At 68.0% G+C, this 13,441-nt stretch carries 12 protein-coding genes and 1 pseudogene; 4 read left to right on the forward strand and 9 right to left on the reverse strand.

Features of this window, described 5'->3' with window-relative positions:
* Window positions 1-1,241 (forward strand): AMP-dependent synthetase/ligase (locus AC1D2K_RS16565; RefSeq protein ID WP_478089925.1); only part of this gene is annotated, 1,241 nt, incomplete at its 5' end.
* Here the strand turns inward: AC1D2K_RS16565 and AC1D2K_RS16570 are convergent.
* Both AC1D2K_RS16570 and clpB read right to left on the reverse strand, forming a co-directional pair.
* A complete protein-coding gene (locus AC1D2K_RS16570) occupies window positions 1,242-1,583 on the reverse strand; it encodes a hypothetical protein (protein WP_478089926.1) in 342 nt (113 codons plus the stop codon).
* A 5-nt stretch (window positions 1,584-1,588) separates the two neighbouring features.
* Complete coding sequence (clpB, locus tag AC1D2K_RS16575; protein WP_478089927.1) at window positions 1,589-4,210, reverse strand: ATP-dependent chaperone ClpB; 2,622 nt, start codon at window positions 4,208-4,210, stop codon at window positions 1,589-1,591.
* Between the two features lie 90 nt (window positions 4,211-4,300).
* Between clpB and AC1D2K_RS16580 the strand changes: the two genes are divergently transcribed.
* Window positions 4,301-5,293, forward strand: coding sequence for a Bug family tripartite tricarboxylate transporter substrate binding protein (locus AC1D2K_RS16580; RefSeq protein ID WP_478089928.1), 993 nt, complete (start codon window positions 4,301-4,303; stop codon window positions 5,291-5,293).
* Window positions 5,294-5,442: 149 nt separating this feature from the next.
* On the opposite strand, the gene AC1D2K_RS16585 is transcribed toward AC1D2K_RS16580, so the two are convergent.
* Window positions 5,443-5,919 carry a molybdenum cofactor biosynthesis protein MoaE gene (locus AC1D2K_RS16585; protein ID WP_478089929.1) on the reverse strand — a complete coding sequence of 159 codons (477 nt, stop codon included), beginning with the start codon at window positions 5,917-5,919 and terminating at the stop codon, window positions 5,443-5,445.
* A gap of 251 nt (window positions 5,920-6,170) precedes the next feature.
* On the opposite strand from AC1D2K_RS16585, the gene dapA reads away from it, so the two are divergent.
* Complete coding sequence (gene dapA / locus AC1D2K_RS16590) at window positions 6,171-7,061, forward strand: 4-hydroxy-tetrahydrodipicolinate synthase (RefSeq protein ID WP_478089930.1); 891 nt, start codon at window positions 6,171-6,173, stop codon at window positions 7,059-7,061.
* On the opposite strand, the gene AC1D2K_RS16595 is transcribed toward dapA, so the two are convergent.
* The 6 genes from AC1D2K_RS16595 to AC1D2K_RS16620 are packed head-to-tail and all read right to left on the reverse strand — an operon-like array spanning window position 7,048 to window position 13,169.
* On the reverse strand, window positions 7,048-7,299 hold the full coding sequence (locus AC1D2K_RS16595) for a MoaD/ThiS family protein (RefSeq protein WP_478089931.1): 252 nt from the start codon (window positions 7,297-7,299) through the stop codon (window positions 7,048-7,050). The two genes, dapA and AC1D2K_RS16595, sit on opposite strands and share 14 nt — an antisense overlap.
* A gap of 2 nt (window positions 7,300-7,301) precedes the next feature.
* Window positions 7,302-8,549, reverse strand: a complete 1,248-nt coding sequence (locus tag AC1D2K_RS16600) for a molybdopterin molybdotransferase MoeA (RefSeq protein WP_478089932.1) — start codon at window positions 8,547-8,549, stop codon at window positions 7,302-7,304.
* On the reverse strand, window positions 8,542-9,087 hold the full coding sequence (gene mobB, locus AC1D2K_RS16605) for a molybdopterin-guanine dinucleotide biosynthesis protein B (RefSeq protein ID WP_478089933.1): 546 nt from the start codon (window positions 9,085-9,087) through the stop codon (window positions 8,542-8,544). Before mobB ends, AC1D2K_RS16600 begins: the two co-directional genes overlap by 8 nt.
* A 12-nt stretch (window positions 9,088-9,099) precedes the next feature.
* Window positions 9,100-10,596 (reverse strand): threonine synthase, encoded by a 1,497-nt coding sequence (locus AC1D2K_RS16610; RefSeq protein ID WP_478089934.1) that lies wholly within the window; start codon window positions 10,594-10,596, stop codon window positions 9,100-9,102.
* A complete protein-coding gene (locus AC1D2K_RS16615) occupies window positions 10,596-11,918 on the reverse strand; it encodes a homoserine dehydrogenase (RefSeq protein ID WP_478089935.1) in 1,323 nt (440 codons plus the stop codon). Before AC1D2K_RS16615 ends, AC1D2K_RS16610 begins: the two co-directional genes overlap by 1 nt.
* A 27-nt stretch (window positions 11,919-11,945) precedes the next feature.
* Window positions 11,946-13,169: a pyridoxal phosphate-dependent aminotransferase gene (locus AC1D2K_RS16620; protein ID WP_478089936.1), complete on the reverse strand. Its 1,224-nt coding sequence runs from the start codon at window positions 13,167-13,169 to the stop codon at window positions 11,946-11,948.
* 67 nt (window positions 13,170-13,236) lie between these two features.
* Between AC1D2K_RS16620 and AC1D2K_RS16625 the strand changes: the two are divergent.
* Window positions 13,237-13,441: pseudogene (locus AC1D2K_RS16625) on the forward strand (Mth938-like domain-containing protein); the annotation flags it as partial.

A 13,441-nucleotide genomic window follows, 5' to 3' on the forward strand; every position in this document is an offset into this window, starting at 1 on the left:
TGATCTACACCTCGGGCTCCACCGGCAAGCCCAAGGGCGCCATGATCTCCTGGCGCAACATCCGCGGCGCGGTGCCGGGCATCGTCGATCGGCTCGGGCTGGACCGGGACACCACGCACCTGTCGTACCTGCCGTTGTGCCACGTGGCCGAGCAGATGCTCTCGACCTTCGTGCCGCTCTACCTCGGTTCGCAGGTCAACTTCGGCGAATCGATCCGCACGGTGCAGGAAGATCTGCGCGAGGTCGCGCCGACCATGTTCCTCGGCGTGCCGCGCATCTGGGAGAAGCTRCACGCCGGCATCAGCATCAAGATGCAGGAGGCCGGACGGCTGCAGCGCGCGCTGTACCGGCGCGCGCTGGCGGCGGGCATGCCGCTGGCCGAGAAGCCGCGCAGCACCTGGAGCCTGGGCGAGCGAACCCGCTTCGCACTGGCTTACTGGACCGTGCTGCGCGCGCTGCAGAACTTCATCGGCCTGCGCCACGCGAAGGTCGCGCTGACCGGCGCGGCGCCGATCCCCCCCGACGTGGTGCGCTTCTTCCGCGCGCTCGGCGTGCCGCTGGTGGAGGTCTACGGCCTGACCGAATCGACCGGCATGATCACCGGCCACCGCCGCGACGAGGTCCGGATCGGCACCGTCGGACCGCCGACGCTCGGCACCGCGCATCGCGTCGGCGACGACGGCGAGTTGCTGGTGCAGGGCGAGATGGTGTTCGAGGGCTACTACAAGAACCCCGAAGCCACCGCGGCCTCGATCCGCGACGGCTGGTTGCACACCGGCGACGTGGTGCGCGAGGAAGACGGCCAATTGCGCATCGTCGACCGCCTGAAGGACATCATGATCACCGCCGGCGGCAAGAACCTGACGCCCTCGGAGATCGAGAACACGATGAAGGGCAGCCCTTTCATCAAGGAATGCATCGTGGTGGCGGACGGCCGAAAGTTCGTCGGCGCGCTGGTGCAGATCGACTACGAGACSGTCGGCAAGTGGGCCGAGGCCGAACGCATCCCGTTCACGCACTTCCGCTCATTGGTGGACCAGGCGCGGGTGCGGGGACTGATCGACGCCGAGATCCAGCGCGGCAATGCGCAGCTGGCGCAGGTCTCGCAGGTCCGGCGCTTCCACCTGCTGACCAAGGAACTCGACCACGACGATGGCGAGGTCACCGCAACCATGAAGGTGCGGCGCGCCAGCATCTACCAGCGCTATGCGGACGACATCGAGGCGCTGTACCGCGCCTGATCAGTTGCCGCCGCCGTCGCGCGGCACCGGACGGGCCTGCACGTCGGTGACCACGCCCGGATCGCGCAATCGCACCGGACTGTCGGCCGCCTGTCCCTGGGCACGGGCGCCCGCCACGTCGGACGCGCTCGGCTCGGCCGGACGGCCGGCGGCGCGGAAGCGGTCGAAGCCGCCACGCGGATCGAAGCGCATCACCCAGGGCTGAACCGGCTTGCCGGTGAGACGCGCCCAGCCATAGCGCAGGCCCCAGACCGCCGCCAGCAGCAGCACGGCGACCGCCAGGCTGGCCGCGAACACCAGGCCCAGGAGGAAGAGGATCAGGCGGACGAGAAAATTCACCATCGTTCTTAGTCCACGGCCTCGACGCTTGGTTCCCCGGCCTTGCGGAACGCGAACTGGCCCGGAGCCTGGATCGGGTCGGTGTTGACCACGATCGTGTCCTTGGGCCCGAAGCTGCCGTCGAGCAGCAGCTTCGACAGCGGATTCTCGATCCGCTGCTGGATCGCGCGCTTGAGCGGCCGGGCACCGAAGACCGGGTCGAAGCCGACCTTGGCGATCTCGGCCAGCGCGGCCGGCGACACCTCGAGACCGAGGTCCATCTTCGCCAGGCGGTCCGTCAGCACCTTGAGCTGGATCGCGGCGATCRCCTCGATATTCTTGGCGTCGAGCGCATGGAACACCACGGTCTCGTCGATCCGGTTCAGGAACTCGGGCCTGAAGTAGTTCTTGAGCTCATCCCAGACCGCCTCCTTGATCTCCTCGGTCGGCTGCCCGACCATCGACTGGATGATCGGCGAGCCGATGTTGCTGGTCATCACGATCACCGTGTTCTTGAAGTTCACGGTGCGGCCCTGGCCGTCGGTCAGACGGCCGTCGTCGAGCACCTGCAGCAGCACGTTGAAGACGTCCGGGTGCGCCTTCTCGACCTCGTCGAGCAAGAGCACGCTGTAGGGCTTGCGGCGCACGGCCTCGGTCAGGTAGCCGCCCTCCTCGTAGCCCACGTAGCCGGGCGGCGCGCCGATCAGGCGCGCGACCGAGTGCTTCTCCATGAACTCGCTCATGTCGACGCGGATCAGGTGGTCCTCGCTGTCGAACAGGAAGCCCGCCAATGCCTTGCACAGCTCGGTCTTGCCGACCCCCGTGGGGCCGAGGAACAGGAAGGAGCCAGTCGGGCGGTTCGGGTCCGACAGGCCGGAGCGCGAACGGCGGATCGCGTTGGCGACCGCACCGATGGCCTCGTCCTGGCCGACCACGCGCTCGTGCAGCTTGTCTTCCATCATCAGCAGCTTGTCGCGCTCGCCCTGCATCAGCTTGGACACCGGGATGCCGGTGGCACGCGCCACGACCTCGGCGATCTCCTCGGCGCCGACCTGGGTGCGCAGCAACGTGGGTGCGCTGGACTTGCCCTTGCTGGCCTCGGTGTCCTGCGCTTCCTTGAGCCGCTTCTCGAGCCCCGGCAGCTTGCCGTACTGCAGCTCGGCCACCTTGTTGAAGTCGCCCTTGGCCGTGAACTCGGCGATCTGGAACTTGATCTTGTCGATCTCCTCGCGGATCTGCGCACTGCCCTGGGCCTGCGCCTTCTCGGCCTGCCAGACCTCGTCGAGATCGGCGATTTCCTTCTGCAGGTTGGCGATGTCATGCTCGATCAGTGCGAAGCGCTTCTGCGAGGCCTCGTCCTTTTCGCGGCGCACGGCTTCGCGCTCGATCTGCAGCTGGATCAGGCGGCGGTCGAGCCGGTCCATGACCTCGGGCTTGGAGTCCATCTCGATCTTGATCTTGGCCGCGGCCTCGTCGATCAGGTCGATCGCCTTGTCGGGCAGGAAGCGGTCGGTGATGTAGCGGTCGCTCAGCTCGGCCGCGGCGACGATCGCCGGGTCGGTGATGTCGACGCCATGGTGGACCTCGTACTTTTCCTTCAGGCCGCGCAGGATCGCGACCGTCGCTTCGACGCTCGGCTCGCCCACGAGGATCTTCTGGAAGCGGCGCTCCAATGCGGCATCCTTCTCGATGTACTTGCGGTATTCGTCGAGCGTGGTCGCGCCGACGCAGTGCAGCTCGCCGCGCGCGAGCGCCGGCTTCAACATGTTGCCCGCATCCATCGCGCCCTCGGCCTTGCCGGCGCCGACCATGGTGTGCAGTTCGTCGATGAAGACGATGGTCTGGCCCTCGTCCTTCGCGAGTTCGTTCAGCACGGTCTTCAGACGTTCCTCGAACTCGCCTCGGAACTTGGCACCGGCGAGCAAGGCCGCCATGTCGAGCGACAGCACGCGCTTGCCCTTGAGCGAATCGGGCACCTCGCCGGCGACGATGCGCTGCGCGAGGCCTTCGACGATGGCGGTCTTGCCGACGCCGGGCTCGCCGATCAGCACGGGGTTGTTCTTGGTGCGGCGTTGCAGGACCTGGATGGCGCGGCGGATTTCCTCGTCGCGCCCGATCACCGGGTCGAGCTTGCCCAGCCGGGCGCGCTCGGTGAGGTCCATGCAGTATTTCTTGAGTGCTTCGCGCTGGCCTTCGGCATCGGCGCTGTTCACGCCCTGGCCGCCGCGCACCGCCTCGATGGCGGCTTCGAGCGACTTGCGCGTCACACCGTTGCTGCGCGCCAGATTGCCGATCTCGGCCTTGCTGTCGGCCACCGCGAGCAGATAGAGCTCGCTCGCGATGAACTGGTCGTTGCGCTTGATGGATTCCTTCTCGGTCGCCTGCAGCAGCTTGGCCGTTTCGGGGCCGACCTGGACCTGGTCGTGGCCCTCGACCTGCGGCAGCTTCTTGATCGCCGCCTCGGCGGCCTGCAGCAGACCGGGCACGTTGGCACCGGCGCGCTCGAGCAGCGCGCGTGGGCCGTCGTCCTGGCGCAGCATGGCGACCAGCAGGTGGACGGGTTCGATATAGGCGTTGTCGTTGCCCAGCGCGAGCGACTGAGCGTCGCTCAAGGCTTCTTGAAATTTGGTAGTGAGTTTGTCTTGACGCATGGCTTGATTCCTGCATTCAAAATAGGGCCGTTCCGGATCGATATCAAGACCTTCCGGACATTTTTCCATCCCCATCATTGGAGTCGATAGATGCTGAAGTCAACATGGAGTGGCGCCACGCGCGTCGCGCGCGGTTTTTTCGCGGCCGGCCTGCTGGCCGCCGGGGGATTGGCGCTGGCCCAGCCGGCCGGCACGCCGGTCCGGCTCCTGGTCGGATTCCCGGCCGGCGGCGGCACCGACGTGATTGCCCGCACGCTGGCCGAGAAGCTCAAGGACGAGCTCGGCACCTCCGTGGTGGTGGACAACCGCGCCGGCGCCGGCGGCCAGATCGCGGCGCAGGCGCTCAAGGCGGCGCCGGCCGACGGCCACACCTTCTTCCTCTCGCATGACCACTCGATCTCGATCCTGCCACAGGTGGTCAAGAACCCGGGCTTCGATCCGGCGCGCGACTTCGTGCCGGTGGCGGGCTTCGCCACCTTCGCCAACGCGCTCGCCGTATCGGGCGGCACGCCGGCCAAGTCGGTCAACGAATACGTGGCCTGGGTCAGGAAGGAGCGCGGCGGCAAGGACACGATCGGCGTCCCGGCGCCGGCCTCGATCCCCGAATTCCTCGTCAAGCTGATCGGCGCCAAGTACAAGATCGATGTCCAGGCCGCGCCCTACCGCGGCAGCGCGCCCATGCTCGCCGACATGCTGGGCAACCAGATCTCCTCCGGCATCGGCTCCATTCCCGACTTCATCGAGAACCAGAAGGCCGGCAAGATCCGCGTCGTCGCGGTGATCGGCGACAAGCGCCAGGCCGTGCTGCCGCAGGTGCCGACCTTCGCCGAGCTGGGTCTCGCGGGCCTCGAAGACCTGCCCTACTACGGCATCTTCGCGCCCGTGGGCACACCCCAGCCCGTGATCGACCGCTTCGGTGTCGCGTTGGCCAAGGTGCTGGCGATGCCCGACGTGCGCGATCGCCTGACCGCCATGGGCCTCACGGTCGGCTATATGCCGCAAGGCCAGTTCGCAGGGCGGGTCCGGAGCTACACCCAGACCTGGGCGCAGATCATCAAGGCCAGCGGCTTCCAGCCGCAATGACTGGCTCGCCCCCCAAGGTTGGGCTCACTTCGTGTAGCCCGCCCACCCCCCTGCCGGGGGGCGCTGCCAGCGGCCCGGCGAAGCCGGTTCCGCGGCAGCCCACGAAGGCGGCGCGCTGGGCGCGGCCGGCATGCGGATGGGGCTCGGGGTCAGGCGTTGCTGATGGTGATGCCCCAACGGGCCATGGCCTCGTCGTCGGTGGCGCGGGCATCGACCCAGCGGGCACCCTCGGGTGTTTGCTCTTTCTTCCAGAACGGCGCCTGGGTCTTGAGGTAGTCCATCAGGAACTCGCAGGCCTGGAAGCTCTCGCCACGGTGCGCCGAGGTCACGGCGACCATCATGATCTGGTCCTCCGGCTGCAGCAGCCCGACGCGATGGATCACGCGGGCGCCGAGGATGTCGAAGCGCCGATGGGCCTCGTCGATCATGGCCTCGATGGCCTTCTCGGTCATGCCCGGGTAGTGCTCGAGTTCCATCGAGGCCACGGTGCTGCCGTCATTGCGGTCGCGCACCGTGCCGATGAAGCTGCAGACCGCACCGACCCGGGCGTCGCCGGCGCGCAACGCGGCAACCTCCTCCTGCAGGTCGAAGTCCTCTTTCTGAATCGAAACGCGTGCGGGAGTCATGACCGGATTGTGGCACCGCGATACACTCGCGCGATGCCTTCCAGCGCCCTGCAATCCCGCCTTTCTTCTCGCGAAGAAGCGGCCTGCACACGCCTGCAAGGCAAAGCCAAAAAACCCGAGCTCGTCTGACCGGAGCTTCGGTTCCGTCGTCGGATGAGCGACGGAACTGCAAGGCCTCTGGCCAGAGTGGGTGGCGTGCGCGCATTCGACGGTGGTTTCCTCCATCGGTCGACTCCTGAAAGGACCACTGCGTGCAAGACTCTCATTCACCCTCCCCCGATTTCTCGGGCCTCTGGATTCCGCTCGTGACGCCGTTCCGCGACCACGCGGTCGACCATGCCGCGCTGGCGGCACTGGTCGAGCGGCTGGCGCCCACCGGCATCGCGGGCTTCGTCGTTTGCGGCTCCACTGGCGAGGCGGCCGCGCTCGACGCCGACGAGCAGTTGGCCGTGCTGGCCACGGTGGCCCAGGCGGCCCCCGCGCTGCCGCGCATCATGGGCCTGTCGGGCTACCACCTGGGCAAGACGCTGGGCTGGGTGCGTGAACTCGGCTCGCACGGTCTGGCCGGTCTGCTGGTGCCGGCGCCGAGCTACATCCGCCCCTCGCAWGCCGGCCTTGTCGAATGGTTCGGCGCCATCGCCGACGCCAGCGCGGTGCCGCTGCTGATCTACGACATTCCCTACCGCACCGGCATCGCGATCGAGCGCGAGACGCTGCTGGCGCTCGCGGCCCATCCGCGCGTTCGCGGCATCAAGGACTGCGGCGGCGACCTGCCGAAGACCCGCGCGCTGATCGCCGACGGCCGGCTGCAGGTGCTGGCGGGCGAGGACGCGCAGTTGTTCAGCACCGTGGCCGAAGGCGGCGCCGGCGCGATCGCCGCGAGTGCACACCTGCAGACCGGGCGCTTCGTGGCGGTCTTGCGCCTGCTCGGCGAAGGTCGGCTGGCAGAGGCGCGCGCGCAGTGGCAGCCCCTGCTGCCGCTGATCGAAGCGCTGTTCGCCGACGCCAACCCGGGCCCCTTGAAGGCGGCACTGGCCGCGCAAGGCCTGCTGCAGGACGAGCTGCGTTCGCCGATGACACGCGTCGCGCCCGAGCGGCGCGCGCGCCTGCTCGCCACGCTGGAAGCGCTCAGCCGCCCGTGACCGGCGGGAAGAAGGCGACCTCGCTGCCCTCGCGCAGCAAGGCGGCCTCGCTGCTCATGATCTGGTCGAGCGCCATGCGCACCGCCCGGCCGCGCGCCAGGGCGCTCGCATGCGGCCCGCCGCGCGCGATCAGTTCGTCGCGCAGCGCGCCCAAGTCGGACGCCGCGGTGTCGACCGTTTCGCCGCCGGTTCCGAGCGCCTCGCGCACCGAGGCGAAGTAGCGAACATGGACTTTCATCTTCAACCCAAGAGCGAAGCGAAGGGAATGAACTGCACCGTGTCACCGGCCTTGAACGGCTGGCCCGCGGGCGTGTCGATCACGCCGTCGCCCCACACCATCGAGGTCAGCACGCCGGAGCTCTGGTTGGCGAACAGGTCGAGGCCGCCGGCCGCGTTGCGCCGCGCGCGCAGGAACTCGCGCCGCCGGTCGGCCCGCGGCCAGTCGAAGTCGGCGCGCATCGCGATCGGCTCCGGGGCCACGCGATTCGCCCCCTGCAAGGTCAGCAGGAAGGGCCGCACCAGCAGCAGGAAGGTCAGGAAGCTCGACACCGGATTGCCTGGCAGGCCGGTCAGGTGCGCATCGCCGATGCGGCCGTAGGCGAAGGGCTTGCCCGGCTTCATCGAGAGCGACCAGAGATCGAGCTGTCCGAGGTGCTCGACCGCGCCCTTGATGTGGTCTTCCTCGCCGACCGACACGCCCCCGGTGGTGATGATCAGGTCGTTGCTGAGCGAGGCCGCGCGCAGCGCCTCGATGGTCGAATCGCGCCGGTCCGGCACGATGCCCAGGTCGCTGACCTCGCACCCGAGACGCACGAGCAGCGCCCGCATGAAGAAACGGTTGGAGTTGTAGATCGAACCCGGCTTCATTGCCCCGGGCGCCACCTCGCCGGGCATCACGAGTTCGTCGCCGGTCGACAGCAGCGCGACCCTCGGCCGCTTCGCCACCTGCAGGCGGTCCAGCCCGACGCTCGCGGCCAGGCCCAGGCCTGCGGGCGTGAGCCGTTCGCCGCGGGACAGCACCACGTCGCCGGCCGCGACGTCCTCGCCGGCGCGGCGGATCCACTGGCCCGCAGCCGGTGCGATGTCCATGCGCACGCGGCCCAGGCCGCCTTCTTCCGGCAGCGCGGCCGTGTCTTCCTGCATCACCACCGCGTCCGCGCCCTCGGGGATCTGCGCGCCCGTGAAGATGCGCGCGGCCGTGCCCGCGGCCAGCGGCGTGCCCACGCTGCCGGCCGGGATTCGCTGGGCCACCCGCAGCACGACGCCGGCCGTGGCGCAATCGGCGCTGCGCACCGCGTAACCGTCCATCGAGCTGTTGTCGCGCGGCGGCACGGTGAGCGCCGACACCACATCCTGCGCCAGCACGCGGCCATCGGCCTCGAAGGTCGACACGCTCTCGGTGTCGACGCGCGGCGTGGCGGCCGCCAGCAGCCGCGCAAGCGCCTCGTCGAGCGGCATCAGGGGCGGACGGTTGGAAGTGCTAGCCATGGTGCTCCACCTYGTAGTCGAAACGGTCGGCGTGTCGCAGCAGCCAGTCGCCGATGCCATCGACGTCGTCGAGGTCAAAGATCGGCAGCTCGGTCGGCCGCGGCAGCCCTGCGGGATCGTCGGTCGCGACGCCGACGATGAACGGGTCCTCGATGTAGCGCGCCGGCCGCGCGACCTCGCCGGCCGCGGGCGCGCGCCAGATCTCGATCTTGCGCAGGTCGCTGTGCTTGAAGCCCTCGACCAGCACCCAATCGACGCCGGCATCGAGCTCGGCGATGAGCTCGTGCACGCCGAGCTGGGTCGGCCGCTCGAACTCGCGAATCAGCGCCAGCCGCTTGTCGGATGCCACGACCACCTCGAAGGCGCCGGCCTCGCGATGCCGGAACGTGTCCTTGCCCGGATGATCGATGTCGAACTTGTGGTGCGCATGCTTGACCACCGAGACCCGCTGGCCGTGCAGCTTGAGCACCGGGATCAATCGCTCCACCAGCGTGGTCTTGCCCGCGCCCGAGTAGCCGGCGAAGCCGATGACTTTCATGCGCCCGCCACGTCAGTCGCAGTTCTGTGCAATGTAGGCCTTGACCGCCTCGGCATCGGCCGGCAGCTTGACGACGCGCTTCGGCAGCGCTTCGATGCCTTCGAAGCGCGCGGGTCGATCGGGCTCATGGCCCAGGGCCTCGACGATGGTCTCGGCGAACTTGATCGGCAGCGCGGTCTCCAGCACGATCATCGGCACGCCCGGCACGAGATGCTCGCGCGCGGCCTTCAGGCCGTCGGCGGTGTGGGTGTCGATCAGCGTGGCGAATCGCTTGTCGGTGTCGCGGATGGTCGCCAGCCGGTCGGCGTGGGTGCTGCGGCTGCTGACGAAGCCGAAGCGGGTCGCTGCACCGGCGAAGGCCGGGTCGGCGCTGAGGTCGAAGCGGCCGGCGCTGCCCAGTGCGCCTTCGAACAGCGCGCGCGTCTTGGCGGCGTCGCGGCCGACCAGGTCGAACACGAAGCGCTCGAAATTGCTGGCCTTCGAAATATCCATCGACGGGCTGGAGGTCTCGTGCGTGTCGGCGGCCGAGCGCACGCGGTAGACGCCGGTGCGGAAGAACTCGTCGAGCACGTCGTTCTCGTTGGTCGCCACCACCAGCGTGCGGATCGGCAGGCCCATCATGCGCGCCACGTGGCCGGCGCAGACGTTGCCGAAGTTGCCCGAGGGTACGGTGAAGCTGACCTGCTTGTCGTTGAAGCCTTTCATCGCCGGGCCGCCCCAAGATGAAAGAGCCCCCTCGGGGGGCAGCGAGGACACGCCAGTGCCGAGCGTGGGGGCCGATGTCGCCTGGAAGTAGCCGGCGAAGTAGTAGACGACCTGCGCCAGCAAGCGCGCCCAGTTGATCGAGTTGACCGTGCCGATCTTGTACTTGCGCTTGAAGGCCAGGTCGTTCGACACCGCCTTGACGATGTCCTGGCAGTCGTCGAACACGCCGCTGATCGCGATGTTATGGATGTTCGCATCCTGCAGGCTGAACATCTGGGCCTGCTGGAACGGGCTCATGCGGCCGTCCGGCGAGGTCATGAAGACCCGCACGCCCTTCTTGCCGCGCATCGCGTACTCGGCCGCGCTGCCGGTGTCGCCGCTGGTGGCGCCGAGGATGTTGAGTTGCTCGCCGCGGCGACCCAGTTCGTACTCGAACAGGTTGCCCAGCAGTTGCATCGCCATGTCCTTGAAGGCCAGCGTGGGGCCGTTCGACAGGGCTTCGAGGTAGACGCCGTCCTCGAGCTCGCGCAGCGGGACGATCTCGTCGGTGCCGAACACCTCGGCGGTGTAGGTGCGGGCGCAGATCCCCTTCAGGTCGTGCTGCGGAATGTCGTCGATGTAGAGCGAGAGGATCTCGAAGGCCAGGTCGGCATAGGGCAACCCGCGCCACTTCGCGAGCGTGGCCGCATCGACCTTGGGATACTGCTCGGGCAGATACAGCCCGCCGTCGGGCGCCAGGCCTTCCAGCAGGATGTCGCAGAAGCGGCGGCGGTCCGGATGGCCGCGCGTGGACAGGTAGCGCATCAGGACAGCTCTTCCTTGCGGATGCGCACGATCGGCGCCAGCACGGTCGGCAGCGCCTGCAGGTCCGCCAGCGCGGCGTCGAGCGTGCCTTCACGCGTGTCGTGCGTGAGGATGATCAGGTCGGTCTGGGTCGAGCCTTCGCCGCCCACTTCGTCGGCCTCGCGCTGCAGCACGGCGTCGATGCTGATGCCGGCGCTCGCCAGCAGGCCGGTCACCTTGGCCAGCACGCCGGCCTCGTCGGCCACGCGCAGGCGCAGGTAGTAGCTGGTGACGACCTCGGCCATCGGCAGGATCTTCAGGTCGCTCATCGCGTCCGGATGGAAGGCCAGGTGCGGCACGCGGTGTGCCGCATCGGCGGTGTGCAGGCGCGTGATGTCGACCAGGTCGGCGATCACCGCGCTGGCGGTCGGCTCGCTGCCGGCGCCCTTGCCGTAGTAGAGCGTGGTGCCGACGGCGTCGCCATTGACCACCACCGCGTTCATCGCGCCCTCGACATTGGCGAGCAGGCGCTTGGAGGGCACCAGCGCCGGGTGCACGCGCAGCTCGATGCCCTGCGCCTTGCGCTTGGTGATGCCCAGCAGCTTGATGCGGTAGCCGAGCTGCTCGGCGTACTTGATGTCCTGCGCCGCCAGCTTGGTGATGCCCTCGACGTGGGCGCGGTCGAACTGCACCGGAATGCCGAAGGCGATCGCGCTCATGAGCGTGACCTTGTGCGCGGCGTCGACGCCCTCGATGTCGAAAGTCGGGTCGGCCTCGGCGTAGCCCAGGCGCTGCGCCTCCTTCAGCACGGTGTCGAAGTCCAGGCCCTTGTCGCGCATCTCCGACAGGATGAAGTTGGTGGTGCCGTTGATGATGCCGGCGATCCACTGGATCGAGTTGGCCGTGAGGCCCTCGCGCAGCGCCTTGATGATCGGGATGCCGCCGGCCACCGCGGCCTCGAAGGCCACCATCACGCCCTTGGCATGAGCGGCCGCGAAGATCTCGGTGCCGTGCACCGCGAGCAGCGCCTTGTTGGCCGTGACCACGTGCTTGCCGGCGGCGATCGCCTCCAGCACCAGCGCCTTCGCGATGCCGTAGCCGCCGATCAGCTCGATCACGATGTCGATCTCGGGGTTGGCGATCACGGCACGCGCGTCGCCGACCACCTGTACGCCCTCGCCGACCACCGAGCGGGCACGCGCGGTGTCGAGGTCGGCGACCATGGTGATCTCGATGCCGCGGCCCGCACGGCGCTTGATTTCTTCCTGATTGCGCTGGAGCACCTGGAAGGTGCCGCTACCGACCGTGCCGATGCCGAGCAGGCCAACTTGGATGGGTTTCATTCGATTCGTCTTCTGGAGCAATGGGGCTCAGGCGCCCCGGTTTCGATAGCGTTCGAGGAAGCCGGCGATGCGGCCGACCGCCTCGCGCAGGTCCTCTTCGTGCGGCAGGAACACGATGCGGAAGTGGTCGGGCGCGGTCCAGTTGAAGCCCGTGCCCTGCACCAGCATCACCTTGGTCTCCTTGAGCAGTTCAAGGAAGAACTGCCGGTCGTCCTCGATCGGATAGACCTTCGGATCGAGCTTCGGAAACATGTAGAGCGCCGCGCTGGGCTTGACGCAGCTCACGCCCGGAATCGCCGTGATCAGCTCGTAGGCCAGGTCGCGCTGCCGGCGCAGGCGCCCGCCCGGATGGACCAGGTCGTTGATGCTCTGGTAGCCGCCCAACGCGGTCTGGATCGCCCACTGGCCCGGCACGTTGGCGCACAGCCGCATGTTCGAGAGCATGTTGAGGCCCTCGATGTAGTCGCGCGCCATCTTCTTGTCGCCCGACACCACCATCCAGCCGGAGCGGTAGCCGCAGGAGCGGTAGCTCTTGGAGAGCGAGTTGAAGGTCAGCGTCAGCACGTCCTTCGACAGGCTGGCGATCGCCGTGTGCTTGACGTCGTCGTACAGCACCTTGTCGTAGACCTCGTCCGCGAAGATCGCCAGGCCGTGCTCGCGCGCGATCGTGACGATGCCCTTGAGCAGATCGTCCGAGTACAGCGCGCCGGTGGGATTGTTCGGGTTGATCACCACGATGCCCTTGGTGCGCGGCGTGATCTTGGCGCGGATGTCGTCCAGGTTCGGCATCCAGCCGTTGTCCTCGTCGCACAGGTAGTGCACCGGCCGGCCACCCGAAAGGCTCGCCACCGCGGTCCACAGCGGATAGTCGGGCATCGGAACCAGCAACTCGTCGCCGTCGTTGAGCAGCGCGTTGGTGGCCATCGCGATCAGCTCGCTGGCGCCGTTGCCAAGATAGATGTCATCGAGCGTGACGCCCGCGATGCCCTGCTTCTGGGTCTCGTGCATCACCGCCTTGCGCGCCGCGAAGATGCCCTTGCTGTCCGAGTAGCCCGCCGAGGCCGGCAGGTTGCGGATCATGTCCTGCTGGACCTCCTCGGGCGCATCGAAGCCGAACACCGCCAGATTGCCGATGTTGAGCTTGATAATCTTCTGGCCCTCTTCCTCCATCTGCTTCGCGGCGTCCATGATCGGGCCGCGGATGTCGTAGAGCACATTGGCCAGCTTGGCCGATTTCTTGAGCGGTTTCAAAGTCCCTCCAAGGGGGTCTGCGCAGGGGAAAACCTATAATTTGACCACAGATCACCCCCCCTCCTCGATGAAGCTACAGCCCGACAAATCCGACGTCCAGACCCTCACTGCGCACGGCCCGGGCTGGGTCGCCATCAACAACGAACGGGTCGAATCCAGCGTGGTGGTCGGCTCCCGCGGCGAGCGCTTCGAGTGGGATGCCGGCGAATTCGGCCAGCTCGGTGCGGAGCACTTCGCACAACTGGCCGCGCTCGGCGCCGAACTGATCATTT

It is taken from the genome of Variovorax sp. P1_H12_2 (assembly GCF_056405335.1).